The sequence below is a fragment of the Streptomyces sp. WAC05292 genome (genome assembly GCF_003949955.1).
In the GTDB taxonomy this organism is placed as follows: domain Bacteria; phylum Actinomycetota; class Actinomycetes; order Streptomycetales; family Streptomycetaceae; genus Streptomyces; species Streptomyces globosus.
This window is the reverse complement of the sequence record NZ_RPSE01000045.1, coordinates 1-21,049: the sequence shown is the minus strand read 5'-3', so window position 1 is coordinate 21,049 and position 21,049 is coordinate 1. Positions and strand designations below refer to the sequence as shown.

At 73.4% G+C, this 21,049-nt stretch carries 18 protein-coding genes; 9 read left to right on the top strand and 9 right to left on the bottom strand.

All coding sequences use genetic code 11. From position 1 onward, the window contains the following. Window positions 1-59: 59 nt before the first annotated feature. Window positions 60-314: a cold-shock protein gene (locus EF903_RS08430; protein ID WP_125542447.1), complete on the bottom strand. Its 255-nt coding sequence runs from the start codon at window positions 312-314 to the stop codon at window positions 60-62. 897 nt (window positions 315-1,211) lie between these two features. Between EF903_RS08430 and EF903_RS33875 the strand changes: the two genes are divergently transcribed. Continuing rightward, window positions 1,212-1,370, top strand: coding sequence for a hypothetical protein (locus EF903_RS33875; protein ID WP_185902577.1), 159 nt, complete (start codon window positions 1,212-1,214; stop codon window positions 1,368-1,370). A 161-nt stretch (window positions 1,371-1,531) separates the two neighbouring features. After that, entirely contained in the window at window positions 1,532-1,750 is a 219-nt protein-coding gene (locus EF903_RS08420; protein ID WP_399420394.1) for a helicase associated domain-containing protein, read from the top strand. Here the strand turns inward: EF903_RS08420 and EF903_RS08415 are convergent. From EF903_RS08415 to EF903_RS08395, 5 genes are all read right to left on the bottom strand, one after another. Continuing rightward, window positions 1,699-4,626, bottom strand: a complete 2,928-nt coding sequence (locus tag EF903_RS08415) for a CHAT domain-containing protein (protein WP_125542443.1) — start codon at window positions 4,624-4,626, stop codon at window positions 1,699-1,701. The genes EF903_RS08420 and EF903_RS08415 overlap by 52 nt on opposite strands. Continuing rightward, a complete protein-coding gene (locus tag EF903_RS08410) occupies window positions 4,623-5,156 on the bottom strand; it encodes a hypothetical protein (RefSeq protein WP_125542441.1) in 534 nt (177 codons plus the stop codon). Before EF903_RS08410 ends, EF903_RS08415 begins: the two co-directional genes overlap by 4 nt. 113 nt (window positions 5,157-5,269) lie before the next feature. Further along, window positions 5,270-6,043 carry a hypothetical protein gene (locus EF903_RS08405; RefSeq protein ID WP_125542439.1) on the bottom strand — a complete coding sequence of 258 codons (774 nt, stop codon included), beginning with the start codon at window positions 6,041-6,043 and terminating at the stop codon, window positions 5,270-5,272. After that, window positions 6,040-7,458 (bottom strand): DUF2786 domain-containing protein, encoded by a 1,419-nt coding sequence (locus tag EF903_RS08400; protein ID WP_260614961.1) that lies wholly within the window; start codon window positions 7,456-7,458, stop codon window positions 6,040-6,042. The genes EF903_RS08405 and EF903_RS08400 overlap by 4 nt, the downstream gene beginning before the upstream one ends. Window positions 7,459-7,636: 178 nt before the next feature. Next, window positions 7,637-9,013 carry an erythromycin esterase family protein gene (locus tag EF903_RS08395; RefSeq protein ID WP_125542435.1) on the bottom strand — a complete coding sequence of 459 codons (1,377 nt, stop codon included), beginning with the start codon at window positions 9,011-9,013 and terminating at the stop codon, window positions 7,637-7,639. A gap of 267 nt (window positions 9,014-9,280) precedes the next feature. Here EF903_RS08395 and EF903_RS08390 point away from each other — a divergent pair, with 267 nt between their 5' ends. Further along, a complete protein-coding gene (locus tag EF903_RS08390) occupies window positions 9,281-9,880 on the top strand; it encodes an MBL fold metallo-hydrolase (protein ID WP_125542433.1) in 600 nt (199 codons plus the stop codon). Between the two features lie 418 nt (window positions 9,881-10,298). After that, window positions 10,299-10,682, top strand: coding sequence for a hypothetical protein (locus EF903_RS08385; protein WP_125542431.1), 384 nt, complete (start codon window positions 10,299-10,301; stop codon window positions 10,680-10,682). 299 nt (window positions 10,683-10,981) lie between these two features. Here the strand turns inward: EF903_RS08385 and EF903_RS08380 are convergent, their stop codons facing one another. The 3 genes from EF903_RS08380 to EF903_RS08370 form a co-directional block, all read right to left on the bottom strand. Continuing rightward, on the bottom strand, window positions 10,982-11,818 hold the full coding sequence (locus tag EF903_RS08380) for a DUF1206 domain-containing protein (protein WP_125542429.1): 837 nt from the start codon (window positions 11,816-11,818) through the stop codon (window positions 10,982-10,984). A 685-nt stretch (window positions 11,819-12,503) separates the two neighbouring features. Further along, the gene (locus EF903_RS08375; protein ID WP_125542427.1) at window positions 12,504-16,244 is read right to left on the bottom strand and encodes an AAA family ATPase; all 3,741 of its coding nucleotides are present in this window, start codon (window positions 16,242-16,244) and stop codon (window positions 12,504-12,506) included. Window positions 16,245-16,249: 5 nt separating this feature from the next. Next, the gene (locus tag EF903_RS08370; RefSeq protein ID WP_125542426.1) at window positions 16,250-16,675 is read right to left on the bottom strand and encodes a hypothetical protein; all 426 of its coding nucleotides are present in this window, start codon (window positions 16,673-16,675) and stop codon (window positions 16,250-16,252) included. Window positions 16,676-17,280: 605 nt separating this feature from the next. Between EF903_RS08370 and EF903_RS08365 the strand changes: the two genes are divergently transcribed. From EF903_RS08365 to EF903_RS08345, 5 genes are all read left to right on the top strand, one after another. Further along, on the top strand, window positions 17,281-18,258 hold the full coding sequence (locus EF903_RS08365; RefSeq protein ID WP_125542424.1) for a GlxA family transcriptional regulator: 978 nt from the start codon (window positions 17,281-17,283) through the stop codon (window positions 18,256-18,258). Window positions 18,259-18,325: 67 nt separating this feature from the next. After that, window positions 18,326-19,084: an MBL fold metallo-hydrolase gene (locus EF903_RS08360; RefSeq protein WP_125542422.1), complete on the top strand. Its 759-nt coding sequence runs from the start codon at window positions 18,326-18,328 to the stop codon at window positions 19,082-19,084. A 173-nt stretch (window positions 19,085-19,257) separates the two neighbouring features. Further along, the gene (locus tag EF903_RS08355; protein WP_125542420.1) at window positions 19,258-19,920 is read left to right on the top strand and encodes a hydrolase; all 663 of its coding nucleotides are present in this window, start codon (window positions 19,258-19,260) and stop codon (window positions 19,918-19,920) included. A gap of 4 nt (window positions 19,921-19,924) precedes the next feature. Further along, complete coding sequence (locus EF903_RS08350) at window positions 19,925-20,413, top strand: DoxX family membrane protein (protein ID WP_125542418.1); 489 nt, start codon at window positions 19,925-19,927, stop codon at window positions 20,411-20,413. Between the two features lie 216 nt (window positions 20,414-20,629). After that, window positions 20,630-21,049 (top strand): alpha/beta fold hydrolase (locus EF903_RS08345; protein ID WP_148142510.1); only part of this gene is annotated, 420 nt, incomplete at its 3' end.

Below are 21,049 nucleotides of genomic sequence, written 5' to 3'. Positions count from 1 at the left end.
GCATCCACGTCGACCGGCCCCGACGACCCCGAGAGCCAGCCTCACCTTCCGGCACAGCCTCACCCGTCTCCATACCCGCAGGATCCGAGGACCACAGCGACTCCGCAGCCGCTCCACGCATCCGGGCGTCCCCCGGCTGAGTCATTACGGCGCCCTGTAGGGCATGAGACCCCCGACTCGCCCTCGCGCAGCTCCCGGCAGCCGCCCCCGGCATTGTTCGAGTAGTGCGCGAAGACGTCCGGGCCTCCCCCGCCCTGGGCGATGAAACCGAAGCCCTTCTCGGCGTTGAACCACTTCACCGTGCCACGAGCCATGATCATCCTCTAGTCCAGCCTGTCCGCGGTCCGCGCGCAGACCGCCACCAGCTCCGTTCGGAAGCCTGATCGCTTCCTCCCCTCCGACACCCAGCGCATACACGCCCTACTCGGCTGAGCTGTCTGCCGGCCGAGCCGCGACGACGGCGCGGATCACGCGTACCTGCGGGTGCGTCCCGGCGCCGGGACCGTCCGGGTGGACACGCGCCACGAGTTCCCGCAGCAGGCGCCCACCAGGTGGTCAGGCATCCGGGCGGCCTCGGCGAGGGCCGTCCGTTCCCCATCGCCGGGGTCGTCGAGCAGCAGCAGGCCGACGCCGGTCCGCAGGAGGCGGGGTACTGAGCGGCGGGGCGGGCGCGGGCGGCCGGGCCGGTGCGGCGAACGCGGCGGCTGCGTGCTCGGCCCCGACGGTCTCCTTCAGCAGGAGCTCGACCACGAGGATCCAGTCGCAGTCACGGGCCGGGGCGGGCACCGCGCAGGTCCAGTCGGTGGCCGGGCATGGCGTCCACCTCTCCGGCGGGAACACCACTGCTGGCGGGCGGCCACCCTACCCTGCGGGCACCGTACGAACCAGGGCCGGCGGGAGCAGTCCGGGACCGCGGGCGGCACGCCGGGCGGCCACACCCCGCCGGCCGGGGCCCGGGTAGCAGCAGGTGCGGCGCGTGCTCCCAGAGGACCGGCAGCCAGGCGGCGGGACGGAAGGAAGAACGGGGTGACACGCGGGTCGGCCCACCGGGCCGGCTCCCGCGCGTGCTCCGGGCCCGGGCTCTGGCGGGCGGTGGGCTCCAGGACCCGGGCAACGCGGCCGGGCAGCGGCACCGGCAGCTCCCGGGGCGCGCCGCGACCTCGGCGTTCAGCCGGTGCGCGCGGCCTTCATCGGCTACGGCGCCGGGCGCAGTGCCCGATGTCGTGCCGGGCACCGCGCCCGGCAGAGGCGAAGGACGGGCCGGCACGTCACGGCTGCTGGTCAGGGTGGTGCAGATGGTCAAGGTCGACCAGCTCCACGTTCTCGACGTCATCCAGAAGCGCCTCCGGAGAAGGCCCGAGTTCGCCTGAGACGGTCCAGCCGATCCGTGCACCGTAGAGCGCCCCGGCGATCCGGTTCGGCAGGTCCTGCCACGTGTCCGGCTCAAGGTCGAGGGGGCGCAGGAGATCTGCAGCTGCAGCGCGCGGGGGCCCAGCGAGGTCGCCGGTCGTACGGATGTCGACACCTCCGCGTGCCACGCAAGCACATCGAGACGATCGTGGTCTGCGGTGACGGCGAAGACCAGAAACAGCGGGAGCTCAGGCTCGGGGCCTGGATCAGCAACCAGCGCAGCCGGGCGGCGCCGCTGACCCCGGAGCGGATGGAGCTGCTGTCGGCTCTCCTGCGCCACGCGTGGGTCTACGGGCCGCTGTGGACGAGCGAGGCCCACAGGTCGGGCTGGTCCTGGTAGCGGTCCCGCATGATGAGCGTCGTACGGTGCAGCGCTGCGGCGGCGTCGTCGGCGGTTTCGGACAGTTCGGTGTAGAAGGTGCGGGCCGCCACCGCGCCGAAGGTGTCGGCCAGTGGCCACAGGCTCGCGATGACGTGCCGAAAACCGGCGAGCTGGAAGGCGGAGGCGAGGTTCAGCGACTCGTCTACGTGCTCCTGGCTGCGGAGGCTGGTGGAGCATGCCGACAGGTAGGCGAGCTGCGCATCGGCCACGGCGAGCCGGCTGATCTCCGGGATGGTGAGCATTCCGTCACTCAGGCACAGCCCGCCGCGCGAGGGCGCGGTGCGGTCGGCGAGCGCGTGGCACGCGAAGTGTGCCCAGGTGGCGGTGGACAGTGCGGCCGCGACCTGGCTCGTGGTGGCGTCCTCGTTGAGCAGTGGCGGCTGGTCGGGACGGCGTCGGTGCAGGTCGAGAGCTTCGGTGAGGGCACCGGGCAGCCCCGGCAGGCCGGGTGTGCTCGGCAGGGCGACGGTCAGTTGCCGTCGGGGCGCCGTCGCGGGGTGGTCGTGGGCGTGGGCGAGGATACGCAGTGTCGGGGTGTACGAGGACACGAACGCGTCCAGAGCACCGGGTCGACCGGGATGGCCGGCAGCGTGTAGCGGGAACATCCCGAGCAGCCCGATGGGCATCCACCAGACCCGGCTCGGCCCGGCACCCGGGGGAAGCGCGTCCGCGATCGGCCCGACGACCGTGTCCCACAACCAGCCGAGCCGGTCCGCCATGGCCTTGTCGCGCCGCCCGGCACGAGCGGATCCGGACAGCGCCTCGGCCTGTGCCTCCACGTCATCGGCAGTGAGGTGCTCCAGCGGCACATGGCGGAGTTCGCCCTCGTGGCCGACCAGGATCGCGTCAGCCCTGTTGCGCGCGGAGTTGACGGCGACGACCGTGCCGCCGCTCGCGGCCCGTCGCAGCTCCTCGACGTGCGGTGTCATGAGGAATCGGGTGAACCGGGCGTGCTCGCGGATCTGGTCGACCAGCTGCCCGTATCGGTCCCACAGCACGGCCTCGGCCGCCGACCCCGCGGCCAGCTCCTTGCGCACCTGTCGGAATGGCCGTGCCAGCCAGGGCAGTTCTCGCTGCAGGTCGACGAGGTCGTCATGGGCGTCGAGCAGGGTCGCCAGCTGAATGCCGCGGCCCTTCTCGGCCTGTTGGACTGCCTGGAGCGGTTCCCCGAGGGCGCAGTGCGCGGCGAACGCCTGGCTGGCCAGGCCCCGAGGCTCGGCGACCCGCCGCTCCCGGTCGGTCCAGCCGGTGCCGCGCAGTGGTGTGGCCGGGGTCAGCGCGATGGCGGCGTCCAGCACGCGAGCGGCCACGTCGTACTCACCCAGGGAGTTGGCGAGTACGCCCAGATTCCGCCCGGCCACGGCCCGTTTACTCGGCGTGGCCCCGCGCGCTGCTTCGAGCCGCGCTTCCCATGCCTCCAACGTCCGGCGGTCGGGCGCCATGTGCCCCGCCCCTGGGACGAGGTGTGCCCTGACCAGCTCGGCGAGGACGACGGGCACGTGCGGTTGACCATCGGGCAGGGCGTCCAGCGCGCGCCGCAGGTCGTCGAGCGCGCGGCTCAGTTGCTGGTCACGCGTGCCTTCCGGCTCGTCTGCCAGGTATGCCAGATGGAGCTGCAGCCGGGTGCTGCCTCGTGTGGCCAGCCGGATCGGCAGGTCCGGACTGTCGGGCGGCGTCGCCGCCACTGCGCGGTCGGCAAGGAGCCGGGCCCGTTCCAGGTCGGGGAGGCGGTGGTGACGTTCGTAGCGGTTCAGGTAGGCGATCGTGAGGTTGGCCATGCGGCCGGCGTATCGGGGATGCTCGCGTGGGGAGGAGTCGACGACGGCGTTCTGGAGTGCGATCGAGCGGTCGAGGTCGGCTTCGTCGCCGCCTGCTTGATGGCGGCGCTCGTAGAAGACGCCTACGCTGGCCATCGCGGCCACGTGTTCGTCCGGATCCCCGGTGGGCGCCGCCATCGCCCGTTCCAGGAAGTGGATGGCCCGTTCCAGGTCGGCGGCGGCCGCGGTGGACTCGTGGCGGGACCCGTAGGCGACGCCGAGGTTGGCGAGGATCATCACCTGTTCGGGGGCGTCGGCGGCGGCCTGGTCCAGGGCCTCTTCGTGGCAGTCGATCGCGTGGTCCAGGTCCGCGGGCAGCCCGTGGCAGGTGAAGCGCCGGCGGTAGGCGCTGCCGAGTTCGGTGAGGCGAGCGGGGCGGTCGGCGGCGGAGGCGGTGGCCGCGGCCAACTCCAGGTACGCGAGGGCGTCGTCGATCTCGCGGGGATCGCCGTAGCTCGTGTAGCGGGAGAGGTGGCCACGGCCGACGTCGGCCAACCGCTCGTACGGCAGCGTCCACCGCGAGCGGGCATCCTCGGCGCGCAGGTGGGACCAACTCCAGGTCCGCGGGCGCGGTGCGCTGATCTCCCGCGGGGTGCCCGCGCAGCCCTCGCAGCGGGCCGCCCGCGACGTGACGGGGCTGCCGCAGTCGGGGCAGTGCGTCAGAGCCAATTCATGCAAATGGGCGGCAGCTTGCGGGTGCCCCCGGTAGGCCGCGTACGCGACGTGGACGGCTCCCTGCTCGGGCTGGCCGAGCTCGCGCAACGCCACCCCGAGGGCGAACCGGCCGCTCGCGTGCTCGGGGTCGAGGTACACGCACAGCGCGAGCGGATACAAGGCGCCCGCGGTGTCGCCGCTGTTCAACCTGCCGGCGCCCAGCATGAACTGGCAGACCACCGAGGTCGGGGCCGACTCCGTGGCGGCGGCGAGCAGGCGCACGGCGTCCTGGTACCGTCCGCGCAGGAAGAGGGCCTTGCCCTGTTCGAACAGCTTTTCTGCGCGCGCTGGTTCGGAGCTCACCGGTCGCCCCGCGCCCGTTGCGCCCGGGCCTGGACGCGGCTCATGCAGACCCCGCACGACAGCCAGCCCTTCCGGTCCGGGCGAGGCGGGGTCAACGGCGGCGTCTGCAGGACTCCGGACGCCAGATACGCCTCCGCCGCCTCGACCCCGAGCCAGCCGGCCAGCTCGCCCCGATAGATCTTCTTCGCGCACAGATCGCATGTGTCGCCTACCGGCGGCTGTTGGACACTGGCCGGCCAGCGACCGACGACGTACTCCCACGCGGCGGCGGCGAAGGGCGCGAACTCCCCGAGCTCGACGGCGCCCGAGCCCTCGGGGATGCCGTTGCGCAGCGCGTGCCCGCGGGCGGCCGCGCGGTCGAAGACGAACCATTCGCTGCACGCCTCGCAGACCAGCCAGGGGGTGGCGCTGTTCGCGGAGTGGCTGATCAGCCGCTCGAAGGCGCGGGCCTGGGCGTTCTCGTCCCTGCCCAGGGCGCGCGCCATGCCGGCCGGCGTGCGGAAGACGCTGCGCCAGTAGGCCTCGGACATCACCACATGCTTGGTCGGCAGCTGATAGCCGTCGGACCGCCGGGTTTCCGTGCCGCAGGTGTCGCATACCGTTTGCTCGGACATCCGTGCCCCCGTCCTAGGAGACGTCGCGGTCAGGTGTTCGCCGGGTTCCAGGTGCCGGCGTCGGCGTCCCAGTGCAGTTCCGCTCCGCGCACGCCGTCCGCCTCGAGGTCGAGGTCGATGGCGGCGAGTCGCGCGGCATCGTCGAAGTGCTCCGGGAGGACCAGCGTCGTACGCTCACCGGGCATAACGACGTCGAAGTCCCGGCGGGCACTGCGACGGTCCCACAGCAGCCGCAGCCGGCCGGCTGCGGCGACCGCCGACTCTCCGAGCGTTTCGCCGAGCTTGCCCGCGAAGCTCTCCACGAACGGCCCGAGGAACTTCACCGCGACGTAGCCGCAGGCGAGCTCGACGACCAGGTCGCCGGTGAGTCTGAAGGGGTCGTCGTCCGGGCGCTCGCCCGTCGCGTACGACCGGTCGGACCGGGCGGCGGCGGGGCTCCCGAAGAAGCCGGTCTCGTCCCCGCCTGCCAGCAGCACTGCCCGCCACCGCTGCCCGAGCGCGTCGAGCTCGGCGAGGGTGTGGCCGAGCGCGCCGAGCGCCGCCTCCTCGGTCTGCCTGTCGCCGGCCTCGGCGGCCATACCGGCGGCACGACGGCACAGGTATCGACCCTCGCCCGCCCGGCCGACCCGGATCAGCTCCGTTCCCAGGTCGCACAGCGCCCGTGCCTCCGCGCTCCGGTCGCCGGCCGAGCGGGCCCGGGCGAGGGAGTCGGCTGCGGCATCGGCATTGGCGGCGGCATCGCCGTTGGCATTGGCCTTGGCCCTGGCAGCGGCGTCTGCGGGGGAAGGGACATGTGAGGTCATGCGGTCTCTTCTCGATTCTCTCGCGGGCGGGGCCGCGCATGGTACGCGCCGGCGCGGACGTGGAGGGCGGCGGGCGGGAACACCGGTTCCAGCGAGTGGGCACCGGCGAACTCCGTGAGGGTGTCCGGGCCGGGGAGGGCCTTCCACTCCCAATCGCGGGCGGTGCACGTGCGGCAGGCGGCCCCGTGCCGTACGCAGGCCGCCGACAAGCCGACGTGCTCATTCGTCATCCGCGGCCTGCGGCTCCCGGCGTACCAGATCTGGGAGCACAGGCGGGCCTCGTGCGGAGGACGGCCCTTGAGCGCGCACACCTCCTCCACGGTCAATACCGTCAGCCCGCTGAACCCGCCGTGCTCCGGCGGGCGCCCGTGGCGGTAGGCACCGGGCCCGACCGTGAGCGAATGCGGAGGGAAGTCACAGGTCAGGTCATGGGCGGCCAGGCCGGCGAGCAGGCTCTTCACGGTGGGCGGCGGTTGCCAGTCCCACGCTCCACCGGCCGGGCACTCCCGGCAGCCGGAGCCGTGTCGACGGCAGATGGCGCGGGTGTCCTCGCACTCGACGAGGTCGGCCCACTCGCCCTCGACCCAGATCTCTGCCTGGAGCCTGGCCTCCCAGGGGGCGCACCGGGCGATCCAGCCGGCTTCCTCTACGCTCGGCACCCGAAGTGCGGTGGGGCGCGGGTGCGTCGCCGCGGGGCGGGTGCTGATGCCGCGTTCGACACGCCAGCGTCGTAGCTGGGCGGTGGCGTCGCGGTAGGCCTCCGTCTCCAGGAGGTGCTCCAGGGTCTCCAGCGGGATGGAGACGACTGCGCCGGTCCCGGTGTCGTACCCGGTGACGACGGCCGTTCCGCAGATGCTCCCGAATCCGCCGATGCTGCCACCGCGGCGGACGATGTTGCTGGCCATGAAGTTCACGGCGTGTTGCCCGGGAGGCGTGCCCACCTCGCGCCACACGGCGACCCCGGGGTTCAGCCCCCGTGCGTCCAGCCGATGGACGTTCCAGCGCAGGGGCGCGCCGCCCTGCCGGCCCATGAGGTCGGCGATCTGCCGGGTGGCCCGCTCGGCGTCCGGGTCCAGTACCAGGATCTCCACCGTCTTGTCCGGCTCGATCCGGACCGCGATGATCCCGTCTTGCCGCCCGGGCGCCCCCAATCCGTACCGCTTCATGAGCGCGGCTGCCATGGCCGCCGCCAACTCGCGCTCCGCAGGCGGCGTACGGGGATGCTCGGCGAGCGCACGCAGCGACTGGAGCCGACGGGAGACCGATGCGCAGGGGGCGCTCTTAGGATCGCTCGGCCCACCCGTCGAGACCACGTCACATCCCCCCGAGGTACACCGCTGCCCCTTCCGCCGATTGAACCAGGTGTGGCGCCCGCACGTCAGCCGAACGGATCGCTTCCGGCCCTGGGCTGTCATCTGGCGGTGGAGGAGAAGACGATGCTGGTGGCTCGTACTCGCCCATGCGCTGCACCAGCTCGCGGCCCGGGAGCGCGAATACATCCAGGCCCCGGAAGATGACTCGCGCCGGGGATCGGCGCCCGCACGGGCCGCGGCCACCCTGGCCGCCAGCGCCCGGATGCCCTTTCTGGCGGGGCTACTTCAGCATGCGGGCCGCCTCCACCTGGTGGAGGTGGATCACGAGGTCGTGGGACTCCGCGAGTCGGATCTGCGGGGCGTCCGCGATGCCGGGGTAGGTGGCGCCGATGTTCTTGACGGTGTGCGGTGCGGCGAGCCAGGTGCGGGCCGCCGCCGGGGCGCTGCGCAGGTCCACCACGAAGTCGCGGAACCGTACCCGGTCGAGGGTGTGCTCGGCGGTGCCGGGTGCGGCCGGGCCGACGGTGAAGCGGCGGACGGCGCCGCCCTGGTCGAAGGCGTTGAACGAGCCTCGGTCGAAGGTGAGGCCGACGCTCAGGTAGCCGGCGCCCAGCCGGTCGCGGAGGAATCCGCCCTGGACTTTCGGGTAGGTGCCGGGAGCGTAGCTGTTGAGGGCGATGTGGCTGTTGTGGGCGGCGAGGGCGATCTTGTGGCCGGTCCGCTGCTGCCACCAGGCGACGTTGTCCGCCATGACCCGGTCCCGGTGGAGCATGGCGTCGCCGATGCGCCGGGGGTCGTCCCAGTCGAAGGCGTACAGCGTGGTCATCTGGTGGATCGCGGTGGCGTGCTGGACGGCCCAGGCGTGCGCGTCGGCGTCGGCGCCCGTGCCGGGACGCTGCTTGAGCAGGTCCACCGCCCGCCCGGTCCGCTCCGCGAGCTGCTTGCGTTCCGCCAGCGGCTTCGACAGGTAGTCGGTGACGTACGCCTCCGCGTCCGTGGCGGGACGCAGGCCCCGGTACAGCTCGGTGAGGCGCGGGGCGAGGTCGGGGCGGGCCGCGGCCGCGTACGCGCTGACCTCGTCGTACAGCCCGGCACCGGCGAACCCGCCGTCGTCGCCGACGAAGCGGACGGGGTCCTTCGGGTGCTGGGTGTTGTACGCGCGCATCCACTGGAGCAGGTCGCGGTACTCGGCGTTGTTCCACCAGCGGTAGGTGCCCTGGAACTCCTCGTCCATGATCTGCGTCAGGTCGCCCTCGCCACGCAGGAGGTAGGCGTCGAGCCGCAGTCCCGTGCTCCACGGGGCTTCGAGGGCGAAGGCCCGGAAGCCCTTCTCCTCGACCAGGTACCGGAAGACCCGGTGCTTGACGGTGAGGAACTCATGCGAGCTGTGGGTGGCCTCGCCCAGGCCCACCACCCGGGCGTCGCCGACCATCCGGCCGAACGGGCGCAGGTCGGCCAGGCTGCCGCGGGGGTCGGTGGTGTGCAGCGGGTGCGCCGCCCGGCCGAGGGCCGCCTCGGGGGAGCGGAACGCGGCGGCGTCGGCGGAGGCCGATGCGGCGGGCGGCGCAGAGGGGGTGGCGGAGGCGGCCGGGGCGATGGCCAGGGTGGCGCCGAGCGGGAGGAGGAGGGCGGCGAGCAGTGCCTTGTGCGTGTTCATGGGCCCCACCCTCGCCGCGCGGGGGCGCTTCGGACCATCCCCTGCGCCCCCGATCGGCCCGGGGGTTGGCCCGTCCGCCGCCGGGTGGAGGCCTGGGAGCCTGGTCCCGGTCGGGATCGGGCGTCGCGTGGGTTGCGCGGCTCGGGCTCGGGAGGGTATCGGCGCCCCCCTCCTGCCGAGGCGGCGGCCCCGCGGTCGCGGCCCGCCTTCCGGCTCGGTCGGGTGGAGCGTTGCCTGGCACAGGTGCCGGGACGTAGCGTCAGACGCATGCGCGTCGTCAAGTACACCCATTCCTGTGTCCGGTTGGAGCGTGAGGGCCACGGCGTCCTGGTCATCGACCCGGGCGTCTGGAGCGAGCCCGAGGCGCTGCGCGGGGCGGACGCGGTCGTGGTGACCCACGAGCACGCCGACCACGTCGATGTGCTGCGGCTGGCCGGTCTGGGCGTGCCCGTGTACGCCCCCAAGGGGGCGGTCCTGCCCGGGCTCGACACCGTCGGGGTGAGCGCCGGGGAGGCGTTCACCGCCGCCGGGTACCGGATCACGGCGCACGGCGGCAGGCACGCGACGATCTACGGAGACGTGCCGGACTGCACGAACCTCGGCTATGTGGTCGAGGACGGCCTCTACCACCCCGGGGACTGCCTCCATGTGCCCGAGGTCCCGGTGGAGACCCTGCTGGTGCCGTTGCACGCCCCCTGGATGCGGGTGAGCGAGGCCATCGACTTCGTGCGCGAGGTGGGGCCGGAGCGTGCAGTCGGCATCCACGACGCACAGATCAACGAGCGCGGACTGGCGAGCGTGAACGGCTGGCTGGAGGCGGAGGCCCGGACCGCGTACCGCTGGCTGCCGCCGGGGTCCCCGCTGTAGCCGTCGGGTGTCGGTCAGGAGGGGGCGCCGTACTGGAGGCCGCGGCCGTCGGTGCCGGCGTACACGCGCCTGAAGACATTGGGGTCGCCGGTGATGACGCCGATGCCGCCGGTGGTGTCCTTGACGGTGCACCTCAGGTACAGGGCCTGGGAGGAGGCGCCCGGTGCGGCCCTGCCGAAGCGCGTGCGTCTTCGACGTCGACGACCTGGCTGCGGACTGGGCGGAGGAACTCCCTCACGGCACCTGCCCGGTCTGGTCCTTGCCGAGCATCTCCGTACCCGGCTTCCTCTCGGGCCAGCCTGGGCTCCGTTCAGCTCGGGATACGTGTGGCTTCAATACAGGAGGACCGCCCCTGGCCGGCTCTGCCGGGCGCGGACGTCCTGGCCGGCCATCCCGGCCCCGAGGCTTTGCCGGGGTCGTGAAGGAACTGGTCGAACAGGGGACGGCGCGAGCCTGGTGCGGTCCCGACCGGACGGCCCGGCGCCTGGCCCGGTTCGGACCCGACGCCGCCGGGGAGGTGCCCTACCTGCGACCCTTCTTGCTGCACACCCCGCACTCCCATGAGCGGGCCGCATACCTGGAAGCCCTCGCCGCCATCAACCGGGATGGCTTGGAGCACCTGTACGCCGAGGCCCTGTGGGACTGCGAGGAGACAACGCGGCTGATGGGGATCACCTCGGCACCCACGAGTCCGGAGACCCTGGGACGGATTGCTGTACGGCGCGATGATCCGATGGAGACGACCGCGGTGAAAGCCGCAGCCCGAGCACGGCTGGCAGATCCTGCCGGCCGACTGCCCTGACCCGCTTTCCGTGAACGACGGGCCCGGCCGGATCCGGGCGCCTTCCGAGCCGCTGAACGGATTCCGTGAAGCCCGTACGTTGAGTGACGGCTCACTCGGGGCTTCGGCGCAGTCGCCTGTCCCGCTGCTCGCCCACATGTCGTTCGTGTTCTCCAGGGTGGGGGGCTCGTGGCCCCATGTGTTCAGCGCGTCCGGTACGCGGTCGCGTTCGGGTCTGTGCCGGTGCTGAGCAGGCAGCGCGCGTGGTCGGCAAGCCCGTTCCGGTGCCGGGTGAGGGCGTGGTGCACGGCGGCAGCCGGTCATACCCGGCGCCACCGTGCCATCGCGAAGGAGAAGAGCCCGAAGAACGCCAGGCCCGCGGCGACGAGAGCCAGCAGCCACGGGCCCGCTGGCATCTCGGCGAAGGAGCGGAGGGCGTCGTCGACGCCCTTGGCCTCGTTCGGCTCGTAGGTCAGGGCGGCGCGCGTGACGAAGACGCCGACGACTGCGAAGACGAGGCCGCGTGCCACTCCCCCGACGACCCCCGTGACGTCCGTGAACCTCCGTTCCTTCCGGGACATCGCGCCGAGCTTCAGGTGCTTGTGGTATTTGCGCAGCGCGGCCCGGCCGGCGATCCACACGCCGGCGACGACGATGCCGACTCCGGCGAGGCCCACCAGCCACCGGCCGGCAGGCAGGTCCAGTGCCTGGGCGGTGACGTCCTTGGACTGCTGATCGCCGGAGCCGCTGCCGCTACTCTCGCCGGCGGCGAACCTCAGCACCGAGTACGCGACGAACGCGTAGAAGACGCAGCGCGCCGCCGACGCCAGGCGCTTGCGCGCCTTGTGCCCGCCCTCGCCGGCGCCACCGAACAGGGCCTCCGACAGGCGCCAGACGGCCATCCCGACAAGACCCGCCCCCAGGGCCCACAGCAGGACCGACCCCAGCGGCTGAGCCGACAGCACGGCCAGCGCACCGCCCCGGTCGGCCTGCCCGCCCGAGTCACCGAAGGCGATCCGCAGGGCGATCAGCCCGACGAGCACATACAGGACGCCCCTGGCGGCGAAGCCCCATCGTGCCGCGATGCCGACCGCCGAACCGTTCACCACACCACGCGCCCTGGCGCGCCAAGGAAACGAAAGCGTACGAGTGTTCATGCCCACCTCCCCCGTCCGCTTGCCCCTCTCCGCCTCACGGAAACCGTGGCGGCCCCGCACGCCCAGGGCTCCCGGTCAGATGCGCTGGACTGCGTGCAGCCTTCCGGGCATGCCGCACGCGGGGCGCGTAGTCGGCCCTGTGCCGCCGCGCAACGCGGCATGCGGGTCCATGAGGGGTACGACACGCCTGTCAACTCGATGTCACCGCCGGCGCCGCCCGTACCCGCGCCGTCCGGCGATCGGCACCGGGATCGTCCACGGCACCGCACCGGACACGACCTCACGGATCCGGGGTCGGGCCGGCACGAGCCGCGCGGCAGGCACCCCGGCCGCCGAACCGGCCGCCGCACGGCGCCCTGCGCGGACAGAAGGAAGGGAACAGCACCGGTCGACGCCGGGCGCCTTGGCGTGCGCGGCCGCAAGGAACCCCGCGACATCCACGCGAGTCGGGGAGGGCCACCTCGACGGCAACGTCACGGGCCTCCGCCTGCGCGGCCCGGCACGAAGCCCGGAACGTTGTCATGCGTGATTCAGGTGCCACGGGGGCCGGGGACCGGAACTCGTGCCTGCCACGATCCGCCGGCGCACTCGGCTGCCCTTGGACCCCCACTTGTTGGTGCTGCTGCCGGCTGACCGCTGCCTCCCGCCGTCGTGCGGCCGCCCCGTTGATCGGCAGGGCATCCAGTCAGCCGCGGGACTCGGACCCGCGTCCGGTGCTCGCCGCGGGCGGCTTCGTGCAGGGCGGCTCGTACGCCACACCCCGGAGGTGGCGCTCCCATTGGGTGCGGTCGGGACCGGGGCCGGTCGCCTCGCAGATCCGCCGGACGGCTGCTGACGGGGAGGCAGACCAGCTTTGGAGGACCGCGTCGGAGCCGCTGCCCTTGACGACGGCCAGAAGCGTGTCCCCTGCATCGCGGAACGCGAGCGCCGTCACGCTTCCGTCCGTGTCACGGGGGCGGCCGAGCAGGGCCGGGGCGGCGCGGTCCGTCAGGTCCCACAGCCTGAGCGAGCCGTCAGCGGCGCTCACGGCGAGGGTCCTGGAGTCCGGGCTGACCGCCATGGCCGCGATCTCGTTGGTGGGGCCGGTCAGCGGGCCGCCCAGGAGGCGGGGCCGGCCGGGGCCGGAGACGTCCCAGAGTTCGACCCGGTGGGTGAACGTGCCTATGGCCAGGGTGCGGCCGTCGGGGCTGAAGACCATCTGCTTCGCCCCCGCCACCTGGAAGCCGGGGCCGTGCGGCTCCGGGGCAGCCGCGTCGGTGACGTCCCACAGTGTGACGTGGTCGTCGAAGTCGACGGTGGCGACGAGGGGGCCTCGGGGACTCGGCAGCGCCTGCCGCATCCTTCCCTTGAGGAAACCCAGTGCGTCCGGCGCCTTGGCGGGGCGGGCGACGTGGACCCCGCTCTCTGCCTCGTAGAGGAGCAGGCCGTCCGGGCCAGGTGTGGCTGCTGCGTGGCGGACCGCGTCCGGAACGGCCAGCTTCCGGGGGCTCACCGGGTTGCGGACGTCCCACGCCTCCGTCCCGGTGGCGCGGCCGACCGTGAACGTTGCGCCGTCCGGGGCCAGCGCGGGTCGGTCCGTCCCGATGGGCACCCCGTACAGGGAGTCCACCAGCCGGGGCTGTGCAGGGTCGGCGGTGTCCCACACCGCGCTCTCGTCGGTCAGGAACCTGCCGCCGGGGCCGAACTCGGCCCAGGCGCCGGTCACCTGTCCGCTGCGCGAGGCGTGGAGCGGCGCCGGACGGTTCAGGGCGGTCAGGTCCCAGAGGCGGACGGTGTGGTCCGCGGCCGCGGCGGCCAGGGTCTTTCCGTCGGGGCTGAGGGTCAGCTGGTGGATGGCTTCCGGCTGGCCCGCGAGTTCCGGCGCGAGCAGCCTGGGGCGGGCCGGGTCGGACACGTCGCGGAACTGGACGACGCCTCCGCGGGCGTCGCCGAGACCTCCCTGCGCGGCGGTGATCAGGACCCGTCCTTCCTTGGCGAACAGGACGGAGGTGACGTGCCCGGTCTTGTCGAGGGGAGGCACCGCGGCCACCGGATGGTCCAGGTCCGACACGTCCCACAGCTGTATGCCGTCCGCGGCGACGCCGAAGCCGGCGAGCAGCCGTCCGTCCGGGGAGAAGGTGCGTACGCCTTCCAGGACGGCCGGGCCGCCGAGGGTGCCGGCCGGGGTGGGCGGAGTGTCGGGGCCGCCCACCCGCCACAGCGTGACCACGCTGTCGGGCCTGCCGAACCGGGTGACGGCCAGGGTGCGTCCGTCCGGGCTGAAGACGGAGCCCACGGACGACACCTCGCCCTCACCGGTACGAAGGGGTGTTCCGTTGGCGCGCGGCCGGGCGGGGTCGGTCACGTTCCACAGTTGCAGGGTGCCGTCGGCCTGGCCGACGGCCAGCATGTCGCCGGACGGGTTGAACACGACGCTGTAGGGATCGGGTCCCTCGGGCAGTTCGGCCGTGAGGGTGGCCCTGCCCTCGGCGGAGACCCTGTACAGCCGGACGGGGCCGCCGCCGGTCGGGGCTGCGGCCAGGACGTTGCGGCGCGGGTGGAAGCGCACGGTCACGGCACCCGGCAGCTCGTCCAGAAGCCGCAAGGTGGCGACGTCCCGCAACTGGACGGGGCCTTCGGCGGTGTTGGTGACGAGGAGGGTCCCGTCGAAGTTGAAGCGGGCATCGCGCATCGAGTCCTGCTGGCTCTTGTGGCCGACTCTCAGGACGCGGGCGGCGGGGCGGTCCGCGAGGTCGAGCACCGCACCGGCGGTCTGGGGATTGGGTGCCAGTGTCCAGGCTGCCGCCGCCAGTTGCGCTGCCGTCCCCGGGTCGGCCGCGTACAGGTCCGGGGCTCGCGTCGCCAGGAGCCTGGCCAGGGCCGTGTTGCGCTCGTCCTCGGCGCGCCCGCGCTGCTCGCCCGCGTAGAGCAGGGCGGCTCCGGTGGCCAGCAGCAGCGCGGTCAGGGCGGCGACGGCTTGGTAGAGCCGTCTGACGCCCCGGCGTTCGCGTGCCGTGGCGGCCGCCAGGAACTCCCTGACCCCGGGCGGTACGGACTGCCGGTTTCCCGGATGCTCGGCCCATGCCCGGGCGGTCGCGAGGCGGCTTCCGCGGTGCAGGAAGGACGGGTCCCGTCCGTGAGAGCGCCACCGCTCGGCGGCCTCGACCAGCGACCTCCGGACCAGGCCGCCGGCGCGTTCGTTCTCGATCCACTGCCGTAACCGGGGCCAGCCGCGCAGCAGTGCCTCGTGGCTGATCTCGACGGTGTCGTGTGCCCGTTCCCCTGCGGTGCGGCCCTGGGTGAGGAGGCGGGCGCGGGTGAAGGCCTCCACGACCGCCTCGGCGCCGCCGTCGGCGAGGTCTTCACGGACGATCCGGCGCCGTGCGGGATCGGAGTCCTCGCCGATCATCACGAGGCGCAGGAACAGGTCCTGCGCCGCCGCCCGGCCGGCGGCGTCCAGGCCTTCGTAGGTGCGTTCGGCGGTCCGGGCGAGGGCCTCGTGGATGCCGCCGGTCTCCCGGTAGCCGTCGGCGGTCATCAGGTGACCGTGGCGCCGCTGCCATGTCGCCCGCAGGGCGTGGGCGAGGAGCGGCAGCCGGCCGGCCTCCTCGGCAGTCCCGGGCAGGGCCATGCCGAGGTCGTGGAGCAGCAGGTCGACCAGGCCCGGCTCCAGTTCGAGGCCCACCGCGGCGGCGGGCAGGACGATCGCCTGCTCGATCTCGTCCCGGGACATCGGCCCGACGACGACCTGGCCGTCGCGGGCGGCCTCGCGCAGCTGCGGATAGCGGGAGCAGTGGCCGTAGAAGTCGGCGCGCAGGCCGAGGACGACCAGCGCCCGGGCGTTGGCGAGTCCGGCGAGCCGGGCTACGAAGGCCTCCCGCTGCTTCTCGTCGTCGCAGAGCGTGAACAGCTCCTCGAACTGGTCGACGATCAGGAGGAACCGCCGTCCCGGGTCGCCGGGTCCGGGGAGGGTGCGCAGGTGCTCGTCGAGGGCGGACACCGGTTCGGCGGTCGGGGTCATGATCAGCTGCGGCCAGTCCCGCGAGCGGCGTGCGGGGAGCCGGCCCTCCGAGACGGCGCGGGTCAGGCCCGCGCGCAGCAGCGAGGACTTGCCGGCCCCGGACGCAGCCACGACCAGTTGGAGGCCGGGGGTGTGGATGCGCTGCGCCAGCCGCTCCAGGAGCTCGGCCACGAGGCGGTCGCGCCCGAAGTACCACTGCGCGTCCTGGGGCCCGAAGGCGGCGAGACCCGGGTAGGGACAGTCCGTGTCGGCGGCGCCGGCCCGGTGCACGTTCGCGCCGCCGGACCGGGGGAAGTGGAGGTGCTGGTCGCGGCCGGCCACGTAGGCCGTGCCACTGCCGGCGACATCGATGTGCTGGCCGGGGGCGTCGGATGCCGGGCCGGGACCGGAGGCCGGGACCGGGGGTCCGTCGGGCGGCTGCGGCATGTCGCTCACCTGCCGTCGAAGTGCTGGTCGCGGCCGGCCACGTAGGCCGTTGCGCGGTCGCTGACGTTCACCTCCTGGCGTACCGGGGCCGGGCTCGCGGGCTCCGGCTGCCGTGCGGTGAGCTCGTCCACCGCCCGCCGGACCTCGTCCGCGAGACCCGGCCGGGCCAGCAGCAGCCGGCGCAGGCGGCGCTCCCACTCGGCGACGAGGTCTGCGGCGAGCTCCGCCTCGGCGGCCTCGCCGCCGGCCTCGCGGACGGCGGCGAGTTCACCGCCGGCCTCGACCAGCTCGGCGTCCACGACGTCCGCCCGCTCCGGGTGGACCTGCCGCCACCAGCCGACGGCGACCGCCCGCGTCCGCTCCCAGAGCGACGTGGACATGGCGCCCACCAGTGCGGTGCTCGCCGCCATCGCCAAAACCTCCAGCTCCATGCTCTTCCCGCCTTCCCCCGGATCCGGCGTGCCGGGCACCATCAGAGCAGGGCCGTCGGTGGCCCTGTCAACACAGGGACACGCCAAACTCCCTTCCAGGCAAGCAAGTTGAGGATGGTGTGGCTCGGATACGGGAGGGGCGGGTGTGACAAGGCGGGGTGGCGGCCGCGCGCCGCCGGAGCCGGGCCGGGCGTACGTCGTGAAGGCGGCGCACTCGTTTCGTGGCCGAACGGCAGCACCGGGCGCCTGCGGTCCCGGAGTCGCGCAGAGCGGCGGCGCCTCCGTCCACGTCGGTGGGAGGTGCGCGCGGCTCGCCGGTCTGCTGGCCGGTCGCCCCGGTCGGCGGCGGTATGCCTCCTCTTCACGGGCCCGCGGTCAGCGGGCGGTGCCCGGCGGGCGCGGTGATTCCCCGGGGCGAACACGCCGTCTCGGACCCTGCGGATGCGACCCCGCTTCCACGCCGTGTTCCTCTCCCCCACCGACATGGCCGGCCGGCGTACTCACCGTGCGAGGAGTCCCGCTCCGGTGGTCAGCCGCACCTCCGTGTCCGGATGTGACAGAACATGGTCATTGCGGCCGTCACAGCGGGGCGGAATGATCGGCGCATGCTCCCACCGCACAGGGTCGTCATCGCCACCTTCCCCGGCGTCGACCTGCTCAACGTCACCGGCCCGGCCGAGGTGTTCTCGATGGCCACCCGGGTCGCCGGCACCGCTCGGCCCGGGTACACCGTCCGCATCGCGACCTCCGACGGCGAACCGGTGGCCACCGCGAGCGGGATCCGGCTGGTGGCGGATCTGACGCTGGACGAGGCGCGCGGCGGCATGGACACGCTCCTGGTGTCCGGAGCCGTCCGCGTGGACGGCCACGGGGTGGAGCCCGTGCTCGATGCCGGGATCGTCGACTGGCTGCGTGAGGCGGCGCCCGGTGGCCACCGGGTGGCCTCCGTCTGCTCGGGTGCGCACCTGCTGGCCGCTGCGGGCCTGCTGGACGGACTGTCCGCCACCACCCACTGGCGTACCGCCGCGCGGCTGGCGGCCGACCACCCGCGTGTCCGGGTCGATTCCGACCCGATCTTCATCCGGGAAGGCCGTGTGTGGACCTGCGCCGGCATCGCCTCGGGAATGGACATGGCGCTGGCCATGGTCACCGAGGACCACGGACCGGAACTCGCGCTGGCCACCGCGCGCACGATGGTCATGTACCTCAAACGCGCCGGTGGACAGAGCCAGTTCAGCATGCCGCTGACGGTTCCGGCCGACCCCGGCGACCGGATCGACGACCTGCGCGCCTGGATCGGCGAGCACCTCACCGAGGACCTTTCCGCCCAGGCCCTGGCGGGGCGGCTGCACGTGAGCGTGCGGCACTTCTCCCGGCTGTTCCTCCGGCGCACCGGCATCACCCCGGCCGCCTACGTCGAATCCGTCCGGCTGGAGGCCGCCCGCCGGCTGCTCCAGGACAGCAGCCGCGGCCTGGCCGAGATCGCCGCCCTCAGCGGCCTCGGCTCCGTGGAGAGCCTGCACCGTTCCTTCCGCCGCCGCCTCGGCACCACCCCCGCCGAATACCGGCGCCGCTTCCGCTAGTCCTTACGCCCCCGACCGCCCGCGGAGCACCGCGCGGCGGAAGACCGCCATGCCCGAGGAGAACAGCGTGTCCCGAACCAAGGTCATCCCGATACCGGTCATGGGCCGGCACACCGTCAACGCGTACCTTCTGCTGGGCCGCCGGCCCGTCATCGTGGACGCGGGAACGCCCGGCAGCGGCCGCAGGATCCACGACCAGGTCGCCGCACACGGGGTGGACCCCGCCGACGTGTCCCTGATCATCGTCACGCACGGCCACATCGACCACTTCGGCGCCGCCGCCGAGCTGCACCGCCTGACCGGGGCACCGGTGGCGGGGCACATCGCCGACCTCGGTCCCTTCCGCACCGGACGGGCCCGCGAGCCCTACCTGCCCACCGGCCCGATGGGCCGCCTCATGGCCAGGCACAGGAACCTGCACCTCAAGGTCGAACCGTTCGAACCCGAGGTGGTCGTGACCGGCGAAACCGACCTGGAGGACTTCGGCGTCACAGCACGCATCATGCCCACCCCCGGACACACCGCCGGATCGATCTCGGTCCTCACCGGAGAAGGAGACCTCGTCGCCGGCGACCTGATCGCCAACTCCTTCTTCGGTCTCGTCCAGGGCCGGCCGGCCAACCCTCCCTTCCACGACGACCCGCTGCTCAACCTCGCCAGCCTGCGCACGATGCTCGCCCTGAACCCCACCCGGCTCCACGTCGGGCACGGCACCCCCCTCGAACCCGACCGCGTCCGGCGCTGGGCCTCCCGCGAACACCGTCGGCTCTCCCTGCTCGAGCGAACCGGACGCCTCCGCACCCGCACGGAAACCGACACAGCCTGACCGCAGGCCGAGCCAGGACAGGAACGCTCTGCGCTCCCGGGACAGTTGCCGGGCGCGCAGAGTCAACTCCCCCCGCCGGTACGGCCGTACGTTCGGGTGGTGCCCGGCGCGGGGAACCGCGCGGCGGGCACCCGACCACGTCAGCCGACCTGCATACAGCAGAGGGGACCCCCATGTTCGACGCCACCCGGGTACACGCCGCTCCGAGCGCAGACCTCCTCACCCCCGACAACGCCCTGATGCTGTTCGTCGACCACCAGCCGCAGATGTTCTTCGGAACCGGCAGCGGCGACCGGACCGCCATCATCAACAGCACGGTCGGCCTGGCCAAGGCCGCGCGCGCCTTCGGCGTTCCGGCGGTCCTGACCACCGTGGCCGCCGAGTCCTTCTCCGGACCCCTGCTGCCGCAGCTGGCCGCGGTCTTCCCCGACGAGAAGCCGATCGACCGCACGAGCATGAACGCCTGGGAGGACGAGGCGCTGGTCGAGGCGGTCAAGGCCACCGGCCGCAAGAAGATCGTCCTGTCCGGCCTGTGGACCGAGGTCTGCCTGGTGCTGCCCGCGCTGTCCGCTCTCGCGCAGGGCTACGAGGTGTACGTGGTCACCGACGCCTCCGGCGGGGTCACCCCGGCCGCCCACGAGCACGCGATCGCCCGCATGACGGCCGCCGGCGCCGTTCCGGTGACGTGGGTGCAGGTGCTGCTGGAGCTCCAGCGCGACTGGGCCCGGCAGGAGACCTACGGCGCCGTCGTCGAGGTCGTCAAGGAACACGCGGGGGCCTACGGCCTGGGCGTCGTGTACGCGCAGGGCATCCTCGGCGCGCACGCCGCAGGCTGACGCCGTGGACACCGGCCTCCTGGCGCTGCGCCTGCTGGTCGGCCTGCTCATCGCGGGCCACGGCGTGCAGAAGGTCAGCACGCACCTCGGCGGCAGGGGCCTGGCGGGCGGAGCCGAGGAGTTCCGGGCCGACGGGTTCCGCGGCGGCGTCCTCACCGCACTCGCGGCGGGCGGCGGCCAGATCGGCTCGGGGCTGCTGCTCGCCGCCGGCCTGCTGACGCCGCTCGCCGCGACGGGGGCCATCGGGGTGATGACCGTCGCCCTCACCGTGAAGCGGCCCAACGGGCTGTGGGTGCAGAACGACGGCTACGAGTACCCGCTCGTCCTCATCGGCGCCGCCGCCGCGCTGGCCGCCACGGGCCCCGGAGCCTGGTCCCTCGACCGGCTGCTCGGCCTGGCGCCCTACCCGCTGTGGTGGACCGTCCCCGTACTCGCCGCGGGGGTCGCCGGCGGCCTGCTCACCCGGCTCGCCCTGCACCGGCCCGCCGCCTAGAGACCGCCCAGGACCGCGGCCGCACCCGGACAGGTCCGGCCGCCCGCCTCCCCGACCAGGGGGCGGCCGGACCCCCTCAGCCGCCCCCTTACCGGCCGGACCGGCCGCATCCCGCCGTCCCGGCCCCGACCGCTTCCTCCCACGGCCCACCGGCCCTCCCACCCGACACCCGCCGTCCGCACACAGCGGCGGCCGGAACGCACCGAAGGACTGCCCATGCCCTTTATCGACGTCGCCGAAGGCAACAGCGCCCCCGTCCGCCTGTACTACGAGGACCACGGCGCCGGCCGCCCCGTCGTGCTGATCCACGGCTGGCCCCTCAACGGGGCCTCCTGGGAGAAGCAGACCGCCGCGCTGCTGGCCGCCGGCCACCGCGTGATCACGTACGACCGGCGCGGCTTCGGCCGCTCCGACCAGCCGGCCGACGGTTACGACTACGACACGTTCGCCGCCGATCTGCACACCCTGCTCGGCACGCTCGACCTGCGCGACGCCGTGCTCGTCGGCTTCTCCATGGGCAGCGGGGAAGTCACCCGCTACCTCGGGACGTACGGCTCGGAGCGGGTCTCCAAGGCCGTGGTGATCGGCGTCGTCCCGCCGTTCCTGCTCAAGACCGGCGACAACCCGGGCGGCGTC

Coding starts and splice junctions, on each gene's coding strand:
- EF903_RS08430 (WP_125542447.1), bottom strand. CDS start 314: ATGGCTCGTGGCACGGTGAAGTGGTTCAACGCCGAGAAGGGCTTCGGT.
- EF903_RS08355 (WP_125542420.1), top strand. CDS start 19,258: ATGTTCGACGCCACCCGGGTACACGCCGCTCCGAGCGCAGACCTCCTC.
- EF903_RS08395 (WP_125542435.1), bottom strand. CDS start 9,013: ATGAACACGCACAAGGCACTGCTCGCCGCCCTCCTCCTCCCGCTCGGC.
- EF903_RS08370 (WP_125542426.1), bottom strand. CDS start 16,675: ATGGAGCTGGAGGTTTTGGCGATGGCGGCGAGCACCGCACTGGTGGGC.
- EF903_RS08400 (WP_260614961.1), bottom strand. CDS start 7,458: ATGACAGCCCAGGGCCGGAAGCGATCCGTTCGGCTGACGTGCGGGCGC.
- EF903_RS08365 (WP_125542424.1), top strand. CDS start 17,281: ATGCTCCCACCGCACAGGGTCGTCATCGCCACCTTCCCCGGCGTCGAC.
- EF903_RS08405 (WP_125542439.1), bottom strand. CDS start 6,043: ATGACCTCACATGTCCCTTCCCCCGCAGACGCCGCTGCCAGGGCCAAG.
- EF903_RS08410 (WP_125542441.1), bottom strand. CDS start 5,156: ATGTCCGAGGCCTACTGGCGCAGCGTCTTCCGCACGCCGGCCGGCATG.
- EF903_RS08375 (WP_125542427.1), bottom strand. CDS start 16,244: ATGCCGCAGCCGCCCGACGGACCCCCGGTCCCGGCCTCCGGTCCCGGC.
- EF903_RS08380 (WP_125542429.1), bottom strand. CDS start 11,818: ATGAACACTCGTACGCTTTCGTTTCCTTGGCGCGCCAGGGCGCGTGGT.
- EF903_RS08390 (WP_125542433.1), top strand. CDS start 9,281: ATGCGCGTCGTCAAGTACACCCATTCCTGTGTCCGGTTGGAGCGTGAG.